Origin of the sequence: Caballeronia zhejiangensis, assembly GCF_000698575.1 — a bacterium.
GTDB lineage: Bacteria > Pseudomonadota > Gammaproteobacteria > Burkholderiales > Burkholderiaceae > Caballeronia > Caballeronia zhejiangensis.
Window position 1 is genome coordinate 207620 of the sequence record NZ_JFHD01000007.1, and the last position, 18798, is coordinate 226417.

Here is an 18798-nt window from a genome sequence, read left to right on the forward strand (position 1 = left end):
TTTAGCGAAGCGCGATGGTCGTGTTGACGCCGTCGTTCACGGTGGCGTCGTCGAACCAGCGCGCGGTGACGGTTTTCGTCTGCGTGTAGAACTGCACGACCTGCTTGCCGTACGGGCCGAGGTCGCCGAGCTTCGAGCCGCGCGAGCCAGTGAAGCTGAACGCGGGCACCGGCACCGGAATCGGAATGTTGATGCCGACCTGACCGATATCGATCTCGCTCTGGAACTTGCGCGCCGCCGCGCCGCTTTGCGTGAAGAGACCGACGCCGTTGCCCATCGGATTGCGATTGACGAGCGCGATGGCGTCGTCGAGCGTATCGGCTTGCAGCACGCACAGCACCGGGCCGAAGATTTCCGTCTTGTAGATCGACATGTCGGTATCGACGTTCGTGAAGATCGTCGGTCCGATGAAGTTGCCCTTCTCGTAGCCCTTCACGTCGATATCGCGGCCATCGAGCGCGAGCGTCGCGCCCTCTTCCACGCCCTTGCTGATGAGCCCGAGAATGCGCTCCTTTGCCGCTTTCGACACGACCGGGCCGACGTCCGTATTCGGCTCTGTGCCGCCGTTGACCTTGAGCGTCCTGGCTTTCTCGACGAGTTCCGGCACCCAGTCCTTCGACGCCCCGACGAACACGGCCACCGACGTCGCCATGCAACGCTGACCCGCCGCGCCGAAGCCCGCGCCCGCGAGCGCGTTGAGCGTCTGCTCCTTGTTGGCGTCGGGCAGGACGACGGCGTGATTCTTCGCGCCCATCATCGACTGCACGCGCTTGCCGTGCTGGCTCGCGAGGTTGTAGACGTGCGTGCCGACGGCCGTCGACCCGACGAACGAAATCGCCTTGATATCGCGATGCGTGCAGATCGCATCGACGACTTCCTTGCCGCCATGCACGACGTTCAGCACGCCCGCCGGCACGCCCGCTTCGAGCGCGAGTTCGACGAGTTCCATCGTCGAGAGCGGATCCTGTTCGGACGGCTTCAGTACGAACGTGTTACCGCAGACGATCGCCATCGGGAACATCCACAGCGGGATCATGGCGGGGAAATTGAACGGCGTGATGCCGGCGCACACGCCGAGCGGCTGCCGTAGCGTGTACGTGTCGACGCCGCCCGCGACGTTTTCGGAGAATTCGCCCTGCTGCAGCGTCGAAATCGAACACGCGTGCTCGACCACTTCGAGACCGCGAAAGATGTCGCCTTCGGCATCGGCGAGCGTCTTGCCCTGCTCCGCCGTCAGCGTCCGCGCGATGCGCTTCTGGTTCTGGCGCACGAGGTCCTGAAACTTGAGCATCAGACGCATGCGCGTGCCGAGCGGCGTCGTGCGCCACGTCTGAAACGCCTTGTGCGCGGCGGCAACGGCGGCGTTGACTTCATCGACCGTCGCAAACGGCACGCGACCGACGACTTCCTGCGTCGCAGGATTGACGATGTCGCGCCACTCCGTCGTCTTCGAATCGACGAACTGGCCGTCGATCAGCAGTTTGGCCGTACGGACGGACGCACTCTGCGCCGGATGTTCAGCAGCGATATTCACGAGTCACTCCTTTTGGATGAGTTGTCACGAAGGGGAACGAAGACGCGCGGACGGAGCGCCGGTGCGGCGCCGAAGGGAAAAGGCATGTCGTCTCCGTTTATAAGAAATCGGCGCGCAGTGCAGCACGCTCGTTTCCTTGAGTATAGTTATGCAAAAGTCCATCATGGCACTAGAAAAACACCCGATCGATATGCAAAAAAACGCCATGCCAAACGTTATTCCAAGCGCCAAGCTCGATATCGGGCGCCTCAACTGGGACGACCTGCGCTTCTTCCTGGAAGTCGCGCGCACGCAGCGCGCGAGCGGCGCGGCGAAGCGTCTGGGCGTCGATTACACGACGGTCGCGCGGCGCGTTCGCGCGCTGGAGGACGCGCTCGGCACGCTTCTGTTCGACAAATCGCGCAGCGGCGGATTCATTCTGACGGCCGAAGGCCAGCGCCTGCTCGGTTACGTCGATTCGATCGAGACGACGGTGCAGTCCGCGACCGAGCAGATCGCCAATACGGGGCACGCGCTGTCCGGACACGTTCGCGTCGGTTCGACGGAAGGCTTCGGCTGCTTCTTTCTCGCGCCGCAACTCGCGCGCTTTCAGGACGCGCATCCGAACATCTCCATCGATCTGCTGCCGGTACCGCATTTCGTGAGTCTGTCGAAGCGCGAGGCGGATATCGCCGTCACGCTCGAACGACCCGAGCAGGGCCAATACGTTTATACGAAGCTGTGCGATTACCGGCTCAAGCTCTACGCGACCGCCGACTATCTCGACGCGCACGAACCGATCCGCACGAGCGACGATCTGCGTCATCATCGTTTCGCAAGCTATATCGACGATCTCGCGTTCAGCTACGAATTGCTGTATCTCGAACGCGCGGTGCCGGGCGCGGTGTCGCGCTGGCGCAGTACGAGCGCGATTGCGCAGTACTTCGCCGCGCTGCAGGGCCGCGCGCTCGCGATCCTGCCGTGCTTCATGACCGCGCCCGATCCGCGCTTCGTGCCGGTCTTGCCCGACCATATCGTCGTGACGCGCGCCTTCTATCTGTCCTGCCGCGAGGATTTGCGCAAGCTGAAGCGCATCACGGCTGTATGGGACTACCTGCGCGCGGCGGCCGAAGCGAACCGCGGCTTCCTGATGGGAGACGGCGCGCAGATGGCCTGGGTCGATGTCAAGTGATCCTGACCGGCGACACGCTTTTTGACAGCGATTCGAGACCGAACGTGGTATGCGTGACGCCACCGCGAACATCACAAAATTTGACTCGATAAATTCGTGGAATTTTGCTTCGATGTCCTGCCGAAACGTCACTCGCCCACGCGAGCTCGGGCATAATCGCCGGCCAGTTTCATTGCATTGCCGTGGAGAGCGCGGCGCACTCCATTCCCGTGATTTCCTCTAGTTTCTTTCCCGCTGCCCCGACGGGCCGCGCCGTGCGCTAATGGCTTTCGTCATCTGGTCACGGCGGTCCATGTCCCGCCAGCGCATCCGTTTCGTCGAGGCCCGCACGGCGCGCGCCATCGCGGTCATCGGCGCCATTACGCTTCTCGTGGCCGCGCTTGCGCTCGGCATCGCGATCGGCACCATGTTCGCGCGCAGCCATCTCGGCGAGGAGCAGACGCTGATGTCGCGCCGCTCGTACGAGATCGAAGAGCTCGGCCGCATCAATGCCGCGCTGATCGAGCTGACGCCGCGCGTCGAAGGCCTGTCCGCGCAAGTCAGCGAGCTGCACGAATTCGACACGCATCTGAAGGCCGCGCACGGCGCGGGCGGCACGTCCGGCGTGCATGACGTGCCGCCGCTGCCCGACAGCGAAGAGCCAGCCACGTCGCTCGACGGCGCGGGCGGCCCCGCCTTGCCGCCGCGCCTGTGCGATATCGGCCGCGCGGCGGCGGGCGCGCCGCGGCAGCGTTTGAAGAGCGCGCATCGGATCATCGATTGCCTGAACGACGAAGTCTCGCAATTGCAGACGCAAACGCTCGCCCACTACGCCGCGTACATGGCCTTTCCCGGCCGCAATCCGGCACCCGGCCTGCGCAGCGGCTCGCCTTACGGCAACCGTCTGGACCCGTTCACGGGGCGTCTGAGCTTTCATCCCGGCATCGACTTCGCCGGACCGGCGGGCACGCCGATTCTCGCCAGCGCGGGCGGACGCGTCATCGCGGCGGGCGAGCGCAACGGCTACGGCATTTCGGTCGACATCCGCCACAGCGACGGCATGGTGACGCGCTATGGACACGCGTCGCGCATCTTCGTGAAAACCGGCGAATTCGTGATGCCGGGACAGGTGATCGCGGAAGTCGGCTCGACCGGCCGCTCGACGGGGCCGCATCTGCATTTCGAAGTGATCGTCGACGGCGCTCAGATCAATCCTTCTCCCTATCTCGCGCTCTTCAGGCGTTTGTCGCATGCGCAAAGTTGATTCGAAGCGGCTGTCGCTGCAACTCTCCCGCCAGTCCTATTCGCTGACGCCGAGGCGCGGCGCGGGCATCTGGCTCGGACTGATCGCGGCCGTGTGTGCGATCGCGGCGCTCGCCGCCGCAGGCTTCGCACTCAAACGCTCGCATGAAGACGTGCGCAAGCTCGACGCGCTCTGCGCGCCACCCGTCTCCGAGCAAAAGCTGCGCGAGCAGCTCGCGCATGCTCAGCTCGCGCTCGAACAGGAGATGGCGAGCCGTACCTCGCTGGAAGACCGCGTAAAGGACAGCGCGGCCGAAATCCAGCGTCTGCAGACCGATCTCGCTTTCCTCAGGAAGCAGCAAAAACCCAATTGAGCGGCACGCGTCAGCGCGGGCTTCGTGCAGCAACCCTTTACCGCATCGCAAGGACTCGACATGTTTTCATCGAAGAAGGATTCCAACGGCATCAAGATGGCCAAGCTCGCGACGCTCGTCGCGCATAACGTGCATATCTCGGGCGATCTCGAGTTCAGCGAAGGCCTGCGCATGGACGGCCAGGTCACGGGCAACGTGGCCGGCCGTCCGGGCGAAGAAACGCTGCTCGTCGTGAGCGATCAGGGCGCGATTCGCGGCAACGTGAGCGCTTATAACGTCATCATCAACGGCTGCGTGACGGGCGATGTCACCGTCGCGCATTTCGTCGAACTTCAGTCGAACGCGCGCGTGCTGGGCAACATTTACTATCAGCAGTTGCGCATGGATATCGGCGCGACGGTCGAAGGCAAGCTCACCAAGTTCGATTCGCAGACGGCGCACGTCCCGAGTCTGCCGGCGCCGCCCGAATACAACATCGACCTCGTCTCGAACTGACGGCAGACAACGAGCGCCGGAGAATCCGCGCGTGCTGGCAGCCGGGCGCGTGTCCGGCTAAGATTCGATGGATCAAGGCCACGCGCTCGCGCCCCTGGCGAAATCACGCGACTTCGAGCGTCCATCGACACGTGGCCGGTTATATCCAGATAACGATAAAGGGCGTCCCATGCTGGTCAATTGCGCGGCTTATCAGAATGGCCGAAAGCTCGCGGACGTCGAGATCGACGATATCAACGCCTATCGCGATCTGCCCGACTCTTTCATTTGGGTTGCATTGAAAGAGCCTGGTCCTGGCGAACTCGCGCACATGACGCAGCAGTTCGGCTTGCACGAGCTGGCGGTCGAAGACGCGCAGCACGGTCATCAGCGGCCGAAGATCGAGGAATACGGCGACTCGCTGTTCGCGGTCTTTCATACGGTCGAATTCGACGAAGAAGGCGAAGTGCTCGTCGGCGAAATGAACGTGTTCGTCGGCACGAACTACGTGCTTTCGGTCCGCAACCGCACGACGCAAGGTTTTCAGGAGGTGCGCAAGCGCTGCGAGCGCGAGCCGCATCTGCTCAAGCACGGCCCCGCGTTCGTGATGTACGCGCTGCTCGATGCGGTCGTCGATCGATACTTTCCCGTGCTCGAGACGCTCGGCGCGGAAGTCGACGAAGTGGAAGAGCGCATCTTCGAGCAAAAAGGCTCGGTGGAATCGCGCGAGATCATCGAGGATCTGTACTCGCTCAAGCGGCGCATGACGATCCTGCAGCATCACACCGCGCCGCTGCTCGAAGCCGTCAGCAAGCTGTATGGCGGGCGCTCGCCCGGCGTGTGCTCCGGCATGCAGGAATATTTCCGCGACGTGTACGATCACCTGCTGCGCATCGTGAAGACCATCGAAGGACGGCGCGAAATGATCGTCACGGCGATCCAGGTGAATCTCGGTCTGATCGCGCTCGCGGAAAGCGAAGTGACCAAGCGCCTCGGCTCGTTCGCCGCGCTCTTCGCCGTGCCGACGATGATCGCCGGCATCTACGGCATGAACTTCAAGTCGATTCCCGAGCTCGACTGGGTCTACGGCTACCCGACGTGTCTCGCGGTCATGCTGGTGGTCGATGTCGTGCTCTACTGGCGCTTCAAGAAGGCCGGCTGGCTGTAGCAAGAATGTTCCTTTTCGGAACCTTCGGGCGAAATTCGTTGTCTAATCAAGCGATTTGCGAGAGAATGTCATCTGGCCTTGCAAAATCGGCCTATCGACCGCACATGACGTAAGCGCACGGCAGAAGCGCTCACTTCCGCAGCACACGTTGCTTTTCCGTTTCAACCGCACATCGGCTCTGCTGTTGCCGATGTCGCCGTCCCGGTCATGCCGGCCACGGCGCGCCGCATCCGCGGTTCGCCCTGTCGTCCGGCCTATGCCGTCAAGCTCACGACGAGCCTGAGATAGAGACGCAGCGCGCCCCGCATGCACGTTTATCGTGCATGGACGCGCCAGGCCACGCTTTGCATCGCCACTTACGATTCGTAGCGACGACGCTTTCGGGCAGCGGCGCAGAACGGTTCGTTGGCGTCGAATGCGCGTTTTTCGCGCGATGCGCGGCAGCACCCACTACAACTCATTACAGGAGCCCCCATATGGCGAAAGAAGAACTCATCGAACTCGACGGTATCGTTGACGAAGTGCTTCCCGACAGCCGCTATCGCGTGACGCTGGACAACGGCGTCGTCGTGGGCGCTTACGCCTCGGGCCGCATGCGCAAGAATCACATCCGTATTCTGGCCGGCGACCGCGTAACGCTGGAACTGTCGGTGTACGACCTGACGAAGGGCCGCATCAACTTCCGTCACAAGGACGAGCGTGCCGGTGGCGGCGCCCCGCGCGCACCGATGCGCCGTCGTTGATTTCCCTGCATCATCCGTAACGAGCGTGAGCCTGATCCGCAGCGCGCGCTTTTGAACCAAACACGCGGATCATTCTGAACTTCGACGCGGCCGCTCATCCGTCAAGGCTGCGCAGCGCGTCGATGTCCCTTCTTCCTTCAGCCGCGCGCCGCCAAGAGCGCGTCGATGCCGACCGCGAAGCCGTCCTCGTCGTTGCTCTTCGAGACCAGGCTCGCGCGACGCTGCACGCTGTCGGATGCCTGCCCCATCGCGATCGATACGCCCGCGATCTCGAACATCGCCACATCGTTGCCCATGTCGCCGAGCACGGCCACGCGTTCGAGCGGCACGTTCGCGAGTTGCGCCAGTTCGCGTACCGCAGTGCCCTTGTTCGCTTCCAGGCTCGTGATATCGAGGTAATAGGTCTGCGAGCGCGCGGCGTGTCCGCGGCCTTCCAGTTGCTTTTGCACGCTGCTTTCGACGCGCGCGAGCAGCGCCGTATCGGCGGTCGAGCCGACGATCTTGTCGACCTCGCCGAGATCGACATCGTCGAAACGCGTGACGAGCACGCCTTCGTAGCCGACCGTGCGCGTTTCGAGCGGCACGTAGGTGCCTTCTTGATTCGTCAGATACCAGGCGTCGTCGATGAACACCCACGCGTCGACGTTCGCCGACGCGAGCGCTTCGAGCGATGTCTGCACGACATCGCGCGGCAGCTTGTGCGACGACAGCAAATCCCACGTGCCCGGCCTGACGAGACTGCCGCCGTTGTACGACGCGTAAGGCATGTCGACGTCGAGCGCCTCAACGATATGCCTCATGCCCTTGCCCGGCCGGCTGCTCGCCACGGTAAAGCGCACGCCCGCTTCCTTCAGGCGACGCACGGCGTCAATCGCCGGTTGGCCCAATGCCTTGTCGGTATAGAGCAGCGTGCCGTCGCAATCGGTGACGACGAGTTCCGCTTTGGCGAGCGCGGCGAACGCCGCATCGGCGTCGCCGTTCACGCTGTGAAGTCCGTATTTGCTGTTGGCGTTCATCAGTGCGCCCCTTCACGCTGATTGAAATGCGGCAACTGGCGCGTCTCGCGCACCGAGCGCGGATGCCACAGCCGCGCGCCGCCTTCGATGCCCGCCGCATTCGACACGACCGCGACGTTATCCGGCAGCTTGAACTTGATATGCGCCGCGTTGCCGCCGCCGATCCACAGCCTGTCGTAGTTCGTCAGCGTCGCCAGGATGCCGATGATCTTCTCCACGCGCCGGCTCCAGCGCTTCTTGCCCGCCTTCTCGCGCGCCGCGTTGCCGATGTACTCGTCGTAAGTCTTGTCCTTCGCGACCGGATGATGCGCGAGCTCCAGATGCGGCATCAGTTCGCCGTCGCGAAAGAGCGCGGTGCCCGCGCCCGTACCGAGCGTCAGCACCATTTCGATGCCGCGCCCTTCGATCGCCGCGAGCCCTTGCATCTCGGCGTCGTTGATCATGCGCGCGGGCACGTTGCCGAGGCGCTCGGCGATCAGTTGCGCGAGCGGCACGCCGCGCCAGGCGGGCGTGCCGAGATTCGGCGCGGTCAGCACGACGTTATCGCGCACGACGCCCGGAAAGCCGATGGAAATGTGCGTCGGCGGCTCGGCGACGATCGGCGCGATCAGTTCGATGAGCGTCTCCACGACCACGTCGGGCTTCGCCGGATGCGGCGTCGCCACGCGCACGCGGTCGCTCTTCATCTCACCGTCCGCCGAGATGATGGCCGCCTTCAACCCGGTCCCGCCGATATCGATCGCGAGAATGCGTTCCGCCTTGATCGCGAGTTTGTCCGCCGTGACGTGGGTCTTCTGCTTGGCTCTTGATTCTGTGCTCACGCTCGTTGTCCTTTTGAGTTTGCGTTGCGATGAGATGAGTTCAGTTCTTCTTGTGCGCGTCGGTCAGCGGTCGCCACGCGCGGCCGTCGTCGGCAAGCAGCTTGTCCGCTTCGGCCGGCCCCGCGCTGCCCGCCGCGTAACCGCGCACGGGCAGCGGACTGTCCGGATGCAGCACGCGATCCACCGCCGCCCAAGCCGTCTCGATGCTGTCCGCGCGCTGAAAGAGCGTCGCGTCGCCGAGCATGCAGTCGTAGAGCAGCGTCTCATAGCCGACGTTCGCGCGCTCCGCGAAGAAGTCGGCATAGTCGAACCTCGAACGCACCTTGCCGATCTGCATTACCGGTCCCGGCACTTTCACGTTGAAATCGAAGCTCGTGCCGTGCGCCGGATCGATGCGCAGCGTGAACACATTCGGCGTCAGCGCATCGACGGGCGTATCGCGAAACAGCAAAAACGGCACCGCCTTCAGTTGCACCGCGATCTCCGTGCGACGCTCGGTGAGCCGCTTGCCCGTGCGCAGATAAAACGGCACGCCGGCCCAGCGCCAGTTCTCCACGTACACGCGCGCCGCCGCGTAGGTTTCGGTCCGGCTATCTTTGGCCACGCCCGGTTCTTCCTTGTAGCCCGGCCCGGCGGGTCCGGCTTCGTACTGGCCGAGCACGACGTCGTCGGCGGTGAGCGGACGGATCGCATCGAAGACTTCGGCTTTTCTGTCGCGCACGGATTCGGCATCGAAGGAATTCGGCGGCTCCATCGCGACCATGCCGAGCAACTGGAACAGATGGTTCGGCAGCATGTCGCGAAACGCGCCCGTCTGCTCGTAGAACTTGCCGCGCCCTTCCACGCCGATCGTCTCCGCCGCCGTGATCTGCACGTTGTCGATGTACTCGCGCCGCCAGATCGGTTCGAACATCGCGTTGGCGAAGCGCACGGCGAGAATGCTCTGCACCGTGTCCTTGCCGAGAAAATGGTCGATGCGGTACACCTGCGACTCGTCCGCATACTTGAGGATGCAGCGGTTCAGTTCCTGCGCCGACGCCAGATCGCTGCCGAACGGCTTCTCGATGACAAGCCGTCTGAAATTGCCGTCCTTCTCTTCGAGCATGCCCGCCGCGCCGAGATGCTCGATGATCGGCTGAAAGAACCGCGCGCCCACCGCGAGATAGAACACGACGTTGTCCGACTTCGCCTGCGCGAGCCGCGCCTTGAGCCGGGCAAAGGTTTCGTCCTCTTCGAATTCACCGGGGAAATATTCGAGCCGCCCGACGACCCAGTTCCACGCGTCCTCGTTCAACTGCGACGTGTGAAACGTCGCGGCCTTGTCGGCGGCGAACGTGCGCAGCGATTGCGTGAGCTCGTCGCGCCATTCGGACGTCTCGCGCTCGCCGTGATTCACGCCGATGATCTCCATGCCGTCGTCGAGCAGCTTGTCGGCGGACAGGTTGTAGAGCGACGGCATCAGCAAGCGCTTGGTGAGATCGCCGCCCGCCCCGAAAATCACGAGCGTGCATGGCGGCGCGGGATGCTTGCCGGCGCACGTCGCGCTGGCCGGGTTGTTTTCCTTCGATTGATTCGCTTCGTTCGATTCTTTCGGCATGGCGTATCGCCCCTTGTCAGTTGCGCTTGAACCTGGAAAGACCTGCATCGATGCGGCACAGTTCATTCGAACGACGCGTTGCAAGCTCGCGCGACGAATAACGTATGCATTTTGTAATTTTTAACCTTTCGTGTCGTAAAATATGCGCGCCTGACGACAGCACTCGCGGACATTGCGACATCGAAGCTTGACGAAGCCTGAACTCCATATGAACGCACACGACACTTCCATCGACCTCGCCGCCTACTTCGAGCGCATCGGGTACGCGGAATCCGTGCGGCCCGCGCCGACGCTCGACACACTGCGCGCGCTGCATCTGCTGCATCCTCAGGCCATTCCCTTCGAAAATCTCGACGTGCTGATCGGCCGCCCGATCCGGCTCGATCTCGAATCGATCCAGCGCAAGCTCGTCGCCGGACGGCGCGGCGGCTACTGCTACGAGCACAACCTGCTGTTTCGCAGCGTACTTCAGACGCTCGGTTTTCGCGTGCGCAGCTTCGCAGGACGCGTCCTGTGGGGCCGCGAGCTGTCTGACATGCCTGCGCGCACGCATATGCTGCTGCTCGTCGATCTCGACGAAGGCGCGTTCCTCGCCGACGTCGGCTTCGGCGGCATGACGCTTTCCGCGCCGCTCGCGCTCCAGACGGGCCTCGAACAGATCACGCCGCACGGCGCTTTCCGCCTCGAAGGGGCCGGCGAAGCGCCCGGCTACGTCCTGCAGGCGCTCGTGAACGGCGCGTGGACGAACGTCTATCGCTTCGACCTCGATCCGCAGTATGACGCCGACTACGAGATGGCCAATCATTTCGTGTCGATGTATCCGCAGTCGATCTTCCTGCACAACCTGCTCGCCGCGCGTCTCGCGCCGGGCAAGCGCCTCGCCCTTTTCAACCGGCGTTTTTCGATCCACGACGAACGCGAAGGCAGCGATCATCGCGAACTCGACGGCACGGCCAGTCTGCGCCGCGTGCTCGAAGGCGAACTCGGCATTCGTCTGCCGGATGGCGCCGAACTCGACGCCGCCCTCGCCCGTCTGCCCAACCAAGCTTAATCAGAAGACCACGATGTTCAAGAAGAAGACGCGCGGCGGCAGCGATTTCCAGACGCATCACCGCAGCGCGGTGCTCGCAAACCGGCTGCCGGCCTGGCGCTCGCGGCTCGTCGTCATCGGGGTGACGGCGGCGTTTTTGACGCTAGCCGGACGCGCGCTGTGGGTCCAGGTCATCGACCACAAGTTCTATATCGGCGAAGGCCAGAAGCGCTATCAGCGCACGCTGGCGCTCTCGGCGACGCGCGGACGCATCGTCGATCGCAATGGCGCGATGCTCGCCGTCAGCCTCGCGACCTACGAAGTCTGGGCGACGCCCAAGCTCTTCGACGGCGATCACGGTGGCGAGATCGCGCGCCTGCTCGACATGCCGCCGAAGGATCTGCAGCGCCGCATCGACGGGACTCGCGCGTTCGTCCTGCTCAAACGTCAGGTGGAAGCGGAAACCGCCGAGCGCATCGCGACGATCGGGCGCGCGGGCATTACGCTCGTGCCGGACACCAAGCGCTTCTATCCCGAAGGCGAATCGGCGGCGCACGTCGTCGGCTTCACGAATAACGAGGATCACGGGCAGGAAGGCGTCGAGCTGGCCGCCGACGCGCGTCTGACGGGCGCGGCCGGCCAGCGCGAAGTGATCCGCGACCGGCTCGGGCGCGTGGTCTCGCAGATCGGCGAGCCGGCCATGCCGCAGAACGGCGAAACCATTCAGTTGACGATCGACCGGCGCATCCAGCAACTCGCGCATTCGCAACTCAAGGCGGCGATCGCGAAGCACAAGGCGCGCGCGGGCAGCGTCGTCGTGCTGGATGCGAAGAACGGCGAAGTGCTCGCGCTCGCCAACTATCCGAGTTTCGATCCGAACGATCGCTCGCGCCTCACCGGCGAGCAGTTGCGCAACCGCGCGCTCACGGACACCTTCGAGCCCGGCTCGACGATCAAGCCGCTCGTCGCCGCGCTATCGATCGATCTCGGCCGCGTGCGGCCCGAAACGCGCATCGACACATCGCCGGGCACGTTCAAGCTCGGCCCGAACGTGATTCACGACACGTCGAATCACGGCGTCATCACCGTGTCCGAGGCGGTGCAGATGTCGAGCAACGTCGCGCTCACGAAGCTCGCGCTGCAGATTCCCGCGCAGACGATCTGGGACAAGTACCGCGAATACGGCATCGGCCGCGCGCCCGAGCTGACGTTTCCGGGCGCCGCGACCGGCCGCCTGCGCGCGCCCGAGCGCTGGAAGCCGATCGAACAGGCGACGATGGCGTATGGCTACGGTTTATCGCTGTCGCTCGTGCAGATCGCGCAGATCTACACGGCGTACGCCGGCGACGGACGCTTTTATCCCGCCACGCTGATTCACGGCGAAACGCGCCGCGACGCCGTGCAGGTGACGAAGCCCGCGACCGCGAAGGCCGTGCGCAACATGCTCGAAAACGCGACCGGCGACCACGGCACGGGCCGCGCGGCGGCGGTGGAAGGCTATCGCGTCGGCGGCAAGACGGGCACGGCGCGCAAGCAGGTCGGACGCTCGTATGCGGCGAACAAGTACCGCGCGTCGTTCGTCGGCATCGCGCCGATGAGCGATCCGCGCGTGATCGTCGCCGTGATGATCGACGAGCCCACGGGGGGCACCTATTACGGCGGAACGGTCGCGGGGCCGGTGTTCTCGGGCATCGTCGGCGCGACGCTGCCGCTGCTCGGCGTGCCGCCCGACGCATGAAGCGCGGCGCACGCGGGCGCGGGCCTTGCTGCAGCGTGACCGGACTGTCAAGGGCTTGTGCTCTAATGTCGTGTTCGGCACCAGAAGATCAAACGGGAAAGACCATGAAAAAACTCGCCGCGGCGCTCGCGTTGCCTGTGCTTTTCGCCGCCTGCGCCCAGTTTCATAACGAAGATGCAGGACAACCCGAAGTCGAGAAATCGTCGACGGAAAACAAGGTGAACGGCATCGTGCAGTGCATCGCCGCCGAAGCGAAAAAGCACGACGCCCAATACAAGCAGACGTCCATCCCGCAAGGCGTGATGCTCGAATTCGGCGATTCCAACGTCATCAAGGTCCGCTACGACAACGGCGAGACCACGTACCGGTACTATCCGGGGCAGCGTCATCCGTCGAACATGTGGATCGAAGGCGCGGGCAAGAAATGCGCGCCGGCGGACGCCACCGCTCACGACGAACCTCAGAAATAAGCAGACAGGACCATGCGCTCGACCAAAGCCATCAGCGCCGTCGAACGGCTCAAGACGCGCAGCGGCAACGCGAATTACGCGGCCATCTCGATGCCGGGCGGCTACTTCTATCTCGCCGAGCGCGCGCCCGAAGGCACGAAGAAAATCTCCGAGCCGATGCCGATGGACGACTTCGTCGCGTTCGTCAACGCCCGCGATCCGGCCAAGCCGCGCAAGGCCAGCAAGCTCGATCTCGCGATGGAAGAACAGATTGGCCGCAGCGGCAAACGCACGGCAAAAACGCCGTCCGCGAACGACGAATGATCGGCCTGCGTCGCCCTTGCGCGACGCAACATCGAAATCCCCGCGTTGCTCTCACACCAATGTGCGATGACAGACGGAGCCATCAGGTCCGCGTTGCGTACATTTTTGTTAACGATCGAAATCGCCGAGACAGGCAACGATCGGTCATCCGAAGAAAAGAGCAAGGGCCACCCGCTTAGCCACAAAAATATGCGCGGGTGAACGGGGTGCCTCAACGGCGCGCGTGTCCGATGTCGGGACAAGCCGTCGTATGGCCGAGAGGAAGACCAAATAATGAAGAAGAAAAACGAGACCAAGGGCAGTCTCTTGCCCTCGGCGTTGGCTGACGTCGAGCTTCAGCACATCGAGCGCGCACTCGCGCAACTTCGCACGATGCACAAGCAGTCTTCCGGCACGCTCAACGTCGAATACTGGCGGGAGCGGCTCGCCGCCGTGGTCAAGGGTTACGCGCTCGTGCCGGCGCAGAAGCAACGCATCGAAGCGTTGCGCGTCGCGCTCGACACAGTCGACAGCGGTCCGCGCGACGGCTCCGGCAGCCGTAAAAGATCGACCAACAGGCTTTGGGCGAAAGCGGCCTAAGAACCGCTTTCGCCGCTCGCGCTGCGGCGCGAATCCCTCGTTCGCGCCCGCGTCTCGCGACGAAGCGGGCGTGCAACGGTCCTTTGAACTTCCGACGATTCACGGCACGCGCGTTTCAACGCGCCGCTTTGCCGCGTCAGGCACCGTTCATGCTCGAAAGCTAGTCTTTCGATCATGCCGGGAATCGCCATGTCCACTTTCTTTCACGACCGCGCGGGCGCATCGCGCCGGCCCTCGCCGATGCTCGCGAACGCGATCGTCGCCAGTCTCATCGCGACGTTCAGCACGGTCGGCGTCGCGCAGATCACGAACGGCGGCGGGTCGGAGCGACAGGAAAGCCGTCAGTCGGATTCGAGCTCGCGCGCGAATCCATCGGGCTCGCCGCTGGTCGAATCGCAGAAACCGCAATCGAAGGATGCCGCGCAGGGCCGCGCCGCGACCGCCGACAAGAAGCACAAGGCCGAGGGCAGCACCGGCTTCAACAACGGCCTTTACGGCACGGGCGCGGGCAACAACAAATGATGCGCGCTTAGTCGCGATGCCGCTGCGGCGCGCTCGTGATCTCTGGCGCGATCGCCGCGTGATTGACGATCGCGACGAGCGACACGCCGCCAATCACATTGCCGATGAACGTCGGCACGAGGAACACGAAGAAGTAGTCGGAGATGTCCGCCGCGCCGATCATCACCGCGTAGGCCGCTTCGACCGATCCGGCGATGACGTGCGTGAGCTTGCTCACAGCGACGGTGTAGGTCACGAGCAGGATCGTGAGGAGCCGCCCCGAGCGCGCGCTCGGCAGCAGCCATACCATCAGCGCGATCAACCAGCCGGAAAACACGCCGCGAACGACGGTCACGCCGAAATCCGCGGAAAGCGGCGTCATCGCGACCTTGGCGAGCGCCTCGCTCACTTCCGGCGAAAAGACGCCGCGAATCTGCAGGATCGCGGCGAAGATCGTCGTGCCGACCAGGTTGAAGAAAAGCACGATCGCCCAAAGGCGCAGCGCCTTGAACAACGTCGACAAATCGCGCCGCGTAAGGACCGGCAGCACCGCCGTCAGCGTGCTTTCGGTGAAGAGCTGCTGACGTCCGAGGATCACGAAGACGAAGCCGATCGTGTAGCCGAAGCTCGATACGAGTCCCGTCCAGCGGGCCTCCGGCAGCGCGCTTTCGAGAATCGACTGGACGAGAAAGGAGAATCCCATCGACAGGCCGGCGGCGAGCGCCGACCACATCAGCGCCGCGAAGGTGCGCTCCATCGCGACTTCGCCTTCCTCGCGCACGATCTCGTGGATGACGAGCGGATGCGGTGCGGAATGCTCGGCGGCTTGCTCCTGCTCGGCGCTGTCGAGATGCGGCGAGTCGGCCCCCGCTTGCGGGTCGTTCATGTTCTTTCTCCCTGAACGCCGCTCGATGCGAAATGTGGATGAGCGGCTGGCGCATCCACGAAGCAGGAAGAATGCCCGTTGATTATCTGGCGACCCCGCCGTCGAGCGATTCGTAACCGCGCCACTTGTAGATGAGCGCGGAGACGATCCAGCACGCCGCGAACAGCGCGACGATGCCGTAGCCGAGCATCCCGAAGTGCTTGGAGAGCGACGCTGCCACGTCCCACAGTCCGCCCTTCAGCCGCAGCCGGTCCGCGATCAGCCCGAGCGCCTCGATGCCGCCGATCAGCACGGCAATCAGCACCGAGACGAGCGTCACGGTGAGGTTGTAGTAGAGCTTGCGGATCGGCTTCATGAAGGCCCAGCCGTAGGCGCCGGTCATCAGCAGGCTGTCGGCGGTGTCGATGAGCGACATGCCCGCCGTGAACAGCATCGGGAACACGAGAATCGACCACACCGGCATGCCGCGCGCCGCTTCGGCCGCCGCGATGCCCATCAACCCGATTTCGGTCGCCGTGTCGAAGCCGAGGCCGAACAGAAAGCCGAGCGGATACATGTGCCAGCTCTTGCCGATCAGCCTGAAAAGCGGACGGGCGATGCGCGCAAGCGGACCGCCGCCGACCGTGAGCATGTCTATGTCGTCGTCGCGGCAGGTTTCGCCGCGCCGCACGCGACGGAACGCGCGCCATACGCCGCGCAGCACGAACAGGTTCATCGCCGCGATCGCGAACAAAAAGAGCGACGACACCGACGTGCCGATGATTCCGCCGATCTCGCGGTACTCGGCGAACCGGCCGTGCACGGCCATCGCCGTCGCGGCGATGAGCGCGGTGGCGGCGATGACGATCGTCGAATGTCCGAGCGAAAAGAAGAAGCCGGCGAAGTGCGGCCGCTTGCCTTCGTGCATCAGCTTGCGCGTGACGTTGTCGATGGCGGCGATATGGTCGGCATCGACCGCATGGCGCAGCCCGAGCGAATACGCGAGCAACGACGTGCCGAGCAGCAGCGGATAGTGACGGAACGCGACCAACGCCCAGAGCCATGCGAGCACGTTGAACGCGATCAGCCCGCCGATGAGCCGCGCGGATTTGCGCGGCAGGTTGCGATGCGCCTGATGCGGCGCGGAAGCGGGCTCGATCGGTTCGGACATATGCGCGCGCTTGCGAGGATGAAGGGACAAAGCATAACGTGCGCCGATGCATGGTCAAAAATCGGATGCATATTGCGTCGAATGCGAAATCCTTAGCCGGATTCCTTGGTTGGGAGGCGTGCGACGCGCCGCTACCATGGCCCTTCGCCATTTTCGACGTCCGCCATGCCCCGCTATCTCGACGACGCCCAACGCCAGGAACTCCAACGCCAGCGCGAAACCTGGCGCTGGCGCAGCGAATGGCCGACGTGGGCGGTCGCCGTCGCGATCTACGGCGGATGGTTCGGCGTCGCGCTCAACGCGCGCGCGATCGGGCTGGTTCCGGCCGTCGCGCTGCTCGCGGTGCTGTCGTGCTGGTATATGTCCCTGCAGCACGAGCTGATGCACGGTCATCCGACGCGCTGGCCGCTCGTCAACATGCTTATCGGCATCGCCCCGCTCGCGGTATGGTTTCCGTATGAGGTGTATCGCGAGTCGCATCTGCGGCATCACGACGACGCGCATCTGACCGAGCCGGGACGCGATCCCGAGAGCTATTACGTGACGCCCGAACAGTGGGCGAGCGCGGGTCCCGTCCTGCGCGCCGCGCTCGCCGCGCGCAATACCTTCGCGGGCCGGATGCTCGTCGGGCCGTGGTTCTCGATCGCGGCATCGTGGCGCGAGGCGGCGCAGGCCGTCGTCGAGCGGCACTGGAAAATCGTCGCGAGCTGGATCGTGCATCTCGCGTCGCTCGTGCTGCTCGCGAGCTGGCTCGACACGCGATGCGGCATTCCGTGGCGCGCCTTCGTGTTCGGTGTCGGCTATGCGTCGCTCGCGCTGGCGTCGATTCGCTCGTTTCAGGAGCATCGCGCGGCGGAGAGCCATAGCGAACGCACGGTCGTCAACGAGGCTGCGTGGCCGTGGCGACTGCTCTTTCTCAACAATAACTTTCACGCCGTGCATCACGATCTGCCGGGCGTGCCGTGGTTCGCGCTCGGGCGGATCTATGCGCGGCGGCGCGATGCCTATCGCGCGAGCAACGGCGGTTTCGTCGTGCGCGGATACGGCGAATGGGCGAGCCGTCACGCGTTCGCGCAGGCTGCTGAACCGGTGCATCCGCTCGCCGCGCCGGACGCATCTGCCGATCGACGCCGCGACGCGCGCCGCGAACCCGCGCGTCTCGCGAGCTGACGCCTCCCACGGTACGATTCGCGTCATGCACTGGATCGCCGCCCTGCCGATGTACAACGTCGCGCCCGCGCTCGCCGCGGATTGGCGCACGCTGCTCGAACGTGTCCGCGAGCAGCTCGCGGACTGGCTACGCGCACGCGGCGATACGCTCGAGATCGTCGATCCCGGTGCGGATCTCACCGCGTTCTGGCTGCGCGACGACGTGTTGTTGTCGCAAACCTGCGGCTATCCGCTCGTGCATGCGCTCGCGAATCGCGTGCAAGTCGTAGGCGCGCCCGATTTCAACGCGCCCGGCTGCGAAACCGGCGCTTATCGCAGCGTGATCGTCATCGGGGCGCGTGTCGGCGCGCAATCGGTCGAAGACTGCCGAAACCTGCACGCAGCCTACAACGACGACGATTCCAACAGCGGCATGAACCTTTTCCGACACGCCGTCGCTCCTTACGCGAACGACGGGCGCTTTTTCGCGTCGGTGACGAAAACCGGCGCGCATCTCGCGTCGCTCGCCGCAATCGCCGAAGCGCGCGCTGACATCGCCGCGATCGACTGCGTCACGTTCGCGTTTGCGCAGGCGCATCTGCCCGAATTGACGGCGGGCGTGCGCGTGCTCGACGTGACCGCCAGCGCGAGCGCGCTGCCGTTCATCGCGTCGCTGCGCGTGCCGCCGGATTCCATCGACGCAATCCTCGACGCCCTCGCCGATGCACTCGCGGACGACCCCGCGCTCGCCGCACGGCTGAGGCTCAAAGGCATCGTCAGACGCACACAGACGGACTACGCGGCCATTCTCGACTACGAGCGCGAGGCCATCGAGCGCGGCTATCCTCGCCTCGCCTGACACTTCGCCCCACG

General features: G+C 64.3%; 20 protein-coding genes. 14 read left to right on the forward strand and 6 right to left on the reverse strand.

What is annotated here, in order from left to right; translation table 11 throughout:
* Window position 1: 1 nt before the first annotated feature.
* Window positions 2-1534, reverse strand: a complete 1533-nt coding sequence (locus BG60_RS12875; protein WP_008353494.1) for a CoA-acylating methylmalonate-semialdehyde dehydrogenase — start codon at window positions 1532-1534, stop codon at window positions 2-4.
* A gap of 190 nt (window positions 1535-1724) precedes the next feature.
* Between BG60_RS12875 and BG60_RS12880 the strand changes: the two genes are divergently transcribed.
* The 6 genes from BG60_RS12880 to infA all read left to right on the forward strand — a co-directional run bounded on the left by BG60_RS12880 (window position 1725) and on the right by infA (window position 6685).
* Entirely contained in the window at window positions 1725-2705 is a 981-nt protein-coding gene (locus tag BG60_RS12880; RefSeq protein WP_008353495.1) for a LysR family transcriptional regulator, read from the forward strand.
* A 292-nt stretch (window positions 2706-2997) separates the two neighbouring features.
* On the forward strand, window positions 2998-3948 hold the full coding sequence (locus BG60_RS12885; RefSeq protein WP_008353496.1) for a M23 family metallopeptidase: 951 nt from the start codon (window positions 2998-3000) through the stop codon (window positions 3946-3948).
* Window positions 3935-4300 carry a hypothetical protein gene (locus BG60_RS12890; protein ID WP_008353497.1) on the forward strand — a complete coding sequence of 122 codons (366 nt, stop codon included), beginning with the start codon at window positions 3935-3937 and terminating at the stop codon, window positions 4298-4300. The genes BG60_RS12885 and BG60_RS12890 overlap by 14 nt, the downstream gene beginning before the upstream one ends.
* 60 nt (window positions 4301-4360) lie before the next feature.
* Window positions 4361-4795 carry a bactofilin family protein gene (locus tag BG60_RS12895; protein WP_008353498.1) on the forward strand — a complete coding sequence of 145 codons (435 nt, stop codon included), beginning with the start codon at window positions 4361-4363 and terminating at the stop codon, window positions 4793-4795.
* A gap of 169 nt (window positions 4796-4964) precedes the next feature.
* On the forward strand, window positions 4965-5942 hold the full coding sequence (gene corA / locus BG60_RS12900) for a magnesium/cobalt transporter CorA (protein ID WP_008353501.1): 978 nt from the start codon (window positions 4965-4967) through the stop codon (window positions 5940-5942).
* 476 nt (window positions 5943-6418) lie between these two features.
* Window positions 6419-6685, forward strand: a complete 267-nt coding sequence (infA, locus tag BG60_RS12905) for a translation initiation factor IF-1 (protein ID WP_006999277.1) — start codon at window positions 6419-6421, stop codon at window positions 6683-6685.
* 137 nt (window positions 6686-6822) lie between these two features.
* Here the strand turns inward: infA and BG60_RS12910 are convergent, their stop codons facing one another.
* The 3 genes from BG60_RS12910 to zwf are packed head-to-tail and all read right to left on the reverse strand — an operon-like array spanning window position 6823 to window position 10119.
* Window positions 6823-7701, reverse strand: a complete 879-nt coding sequence (locus tag BG60_RS12910) for a Cof-type HAD-IIB family hydrolase (protein ID WP_008353504.1) — start codon at window positions 7699-7701, stop codon at window positions 6823-6825.
* On the reverse strand, window positions 7701-8522 hold the full coding sequence (locus BG60_RS12915) for an ROK family protein (RefSeq protein WP_008353505.1): 822 nt from the start codon (window positions 8520-8522) through the stop codon (window positions 7701-7703). The genes BG60_RS12910 and BG60_RS12915 overlap by 1 nt, the downstream gene beginning before the upstream one ends.
* A 40-nt stretch (window positions 8523-8562) precedes the next feature.
* Window positions 8563-10119 carry a glucose-6-phosphate dehydrogenase gene (zwf, locus tag BG60_RS12920; protein ID WP_008353506.1) on the reverse strand — a complete coding sequence of 519 codons (1557 nt, stop codon included), beginning with the start codon at window positions 10117-10119 and terminating at the stop codon, window positions 8563-8565.
* A 208-nt stretch (window positions 10120-10327) separates the two neighbouring features.
* Between zwf and BG60_RS12925 the strand changes: the two genes are divergently transcribed.
* The 6 genes from BG60_RS12925 to BG60_RS12950 all read left to right on the forward strand — a co-directional run bounded on the left by BG60_RS12925 (window position 10328) and on the right by BG60_RS12950 (window position 14761).
* Window positions 10328-11170: an arylamine N-acetyltransferase family protein gene (locus tag BG60_RS12925; protein ID WP_008353507.1), complete on the forward strand. Its 843-nt coding sequence runs from the start codon at window positions 10328-10330 to the stop codon at window positions 11168-11170.
* Between the two features lie 13 nt (window positions 11171-11183).
* Window positions 11184-12887, forward strand: coding sequence for a peptidoglycan D,D-transpeptidase FtsI family protein (locus BG60_RS12930; RefSeq protein WP_008353508.1), 1704 nt, complete (start codon window positions 11184-11186; stop codon window positions 12885-12887).
* 104 nt (window positions 12888-12991) lie between these two features.
* Window positions 12992-13357, forward strand: a complete 366-nt coding sequence (locus BG60_RS12935; protein ID WP_008353509.1) for a hypothetical protein — start codon at window positions 12992-12994, stop codon at window positions 13355-13357.
* A 12-nt stretch (window positions 13358-13369) separates the two neighbouring features.
* On the forward strand, window positions 13370-13660 hold the full coding sequence (locus BG60_RS12940) for a hypothetical protein (RefSeq protein WP_034471787.1): 291 nt from the start codon (window positions 13370-13372) through the stop codon (window positions 13658-13660).
* A 273-nt stretch (window positions 13661-13933) separates the two neighbouring features.
* Window positions 13934-14239, forward strand: a complete 306-nt coding sequence (locus BG60_RS12945) for a hypothetical protein (RefSeq protein WP_008353512.1) — start codon at window positions 13934-13936, stop codon at window positions 14237-14239.
* Between the two features lie 189 nt (window positions 14240-14428).
* A complete protein-coding gene (locus tag BG60_RS12950; protein WP_008353516.1) occupies window positions 14429-14761 on the forward strand; it encodes a hypothetical protein in 333 nt (110 codons plus the stop codon).
* A 7-nt stretch (window positions 14762-14768) separates the two neighbouring features.
* Here BG60_RS12950 and BG60_RS12955 read toward each other — a convergent pair whose 3' ends face one another.
* Both BG60_RS12955 and BG60_RS12960 read right to left on the reverse strand, forming a co-directional pair.
* Window positions 14769-15626 carry a formate/nitrite transporter family protein gene (locus BG60_RS12955; RefSeq protein WP_008353518.1) on the reverse strand — a complete coding sequence of 286 codons (858 nt, stop codon included), beginning with the start codon at window positions 15624-15626 and terminating at the stop codon, window positions 14769-14771.
* Window positions 15627-15708: 82 nt separating this feature from the next.
* Window positions 15709-16776: a HoxN/HupN/NixA family nickel/cobalt transporter gene (locus tag BG60_RS12960; RefSeq protein WP_034471789.1), complete on the reverse strand. Its 1068-nt coding sequence runs from the start codon at window positions 16774-16776 to the stop codon at window positions 15709-15711.
* Window positions 16777-16941: 165 nt separating this feature from the next.
* Between BG60_RS12960 and BG60_RS12965 the strand changes: the two genes are divergently transcribed.
* Together BG60_RS12965 and BG60_RS12970 are read left to right on the forward strand one after the other, a co-directional pair.
* Window positions 16942-17946 carry a fatty acid desaturase gene (locus BG60_RS12965; RefSeq protein WP_034471792.1) on the forward strand — a complete coding sequence of 335 codons (1005 nt, stop codon included), beginning with the start codon at window positions 16942-16944 and terminating at the stop codon, window positions 17944-17946.
* A 25-nt stretch (window positions 17947-17971) separates the two neighbouring features.
* Window positions 17972-18784, forward strand: coding sequence for a phosphate/phosphite/phosphonate ABC transporter substrate-binding protein (locus tag BG60_RS12970; RefSeq protein ID WP_008353521.1), 813 nt, complete (start codon window positions 17972-17974; stop codon window positions 18782-18784).
* Window positions 18785-18798 lie beyond the last annotated feature (14 nt).

What these genes read in the sequence shown, in the direction of transcription:
- BG60_RS12885 (WP_008353496.1), top strand. Translation starts at nt 2,998, where the DNA reads ATGTCCCGCCAGCGCATCCGTTTCGTCGAGGCCCGCACGGCGCGCGCC.
- BG60_RS12965 (WP_034471792.1), top strand. Translation starts at nt 16,942, where the DNA reads ATGCCCCGCTATCTCGACGACGCCCAACGCCAGGAACTCCAACGCCAG.
- corA (WP_008353501.1), top strand. Translation starts at nt 4,965, where the DNA reads ATGCTGGTCAATTGCGCGGCTTATCAGAATGGCCGAAAGCTCGCGGAC.
- BG60_RS12910 (WP_008353504.1), bottom strand. Translation starts at nt 7,701, where the DNA reads ATGAACGCCAACAGCAAATACGGACTTCACAGCGTGAACGGCGACGCC.
- BG60_RS12890 (WP_008353497.1), top strand. Translation starts at nt 3,935, where the DNA reads ATGCGCAAAGTTGATTCGAAGCGGCTGTCGCTGCAACTCTCCCGCCAG.
- BG60_RS12925 (WP_008353507.1), top strand. Translation starts at nt 10,328, where the DNA reads ATGAACGCACACGACACTTCCATCGACCTCGCCGCCTACTTCGAGCGC.
- zwf (WP_008353506.1), bottom strand. Translation starts at nt 10,119, where the DNA reads ATGCCGAAAGAATCGAACGAAGCGAATCAATCGAAGGAAAACAACCCG.
- BG60_RS12895 (WP_008353498.1), top strand. Translation starts at nt 4,361, where the DNA reads ATGTTTTCATCGAAGAAGGATTCCAACGGCATCAAGATGGCCAAGCTC.
- BG60_RS12945 (WP_008353512.1), top strand. Translation starts at nt 13,934, where the DNA reads ATGAAGAAGAAAAACGAGACCAAGGGCAGTCTCTTGCCCTCGGCGTTG.
- BG60_RS12935 (WP_008353509.1), top strand. Translation starts at nt 12,992, where the DNA reads ATGAAAAAACTCGCCGCGGCGCTCGCGTTGCCTGTGCTTTTCGCCGCC.
- BG60_RS12880 (WP_008353495.1), top strand. Translation starts at nt 1,725, where the DNA reads ATGCAAAAAAACGCCATGCCAAACGTTATTCCAAGCGCCAAGCTCGAT.
- BG60_RS12960 (WP_034471789.1), bottom strand. Translation starts at nt 16,776, where the DNA reads ATGTCCGAACCGATCGAGCCCGCTTCCGCGCCGCATCAGGCGCATCGC.
- BG60_RS12940 (WP_034471787.1), top strand. Translation starts at nt 13,370, where the DNA reads ATGCGCTCGACCAAAGCCATCAGCGCCGTCGAACGGCTCAAGACGCGC.
- BG60_RS12970 (WP_008353521.1), top strand. Translation starts at nt 17,972, where the DNA reads ATGCACTGGATCGCCGCCCTGCCGATGTACAACGTCGCGCCCGCGCTC.
- BG60_RS12930 (WP_008353508.1), top strand. Translation starts at nt 11,184, where the DNA reads ATGTTCAAGAAGAAGACGCGCGGCGGCAGCGATTTCCAGACGCATCAC.
- BG60_RS12950 (WP_008353516.1), top strand. Translation starts at nt 14,429, where the DNA reads ATGTCCACTTTCTTTCACGACCGCGCGGGCGCATCGCGCCGGCCCTCG.
- BG60_RS12955 (WP_008353518.1), bottom strand. Translation starts at nt 15,626, where the DNA reads ATGAACGACCCGCAAGCGGGGGCCGACTCGCCGCATCTCGACAGCGCC.
- infA (WP_006999277.1), top strand. Translation starts at nt 6,419, where the DNA reads ATGGCGAAAGAAGAACTCATCGAACTCGACGGTATCGTTGACGAAGTG.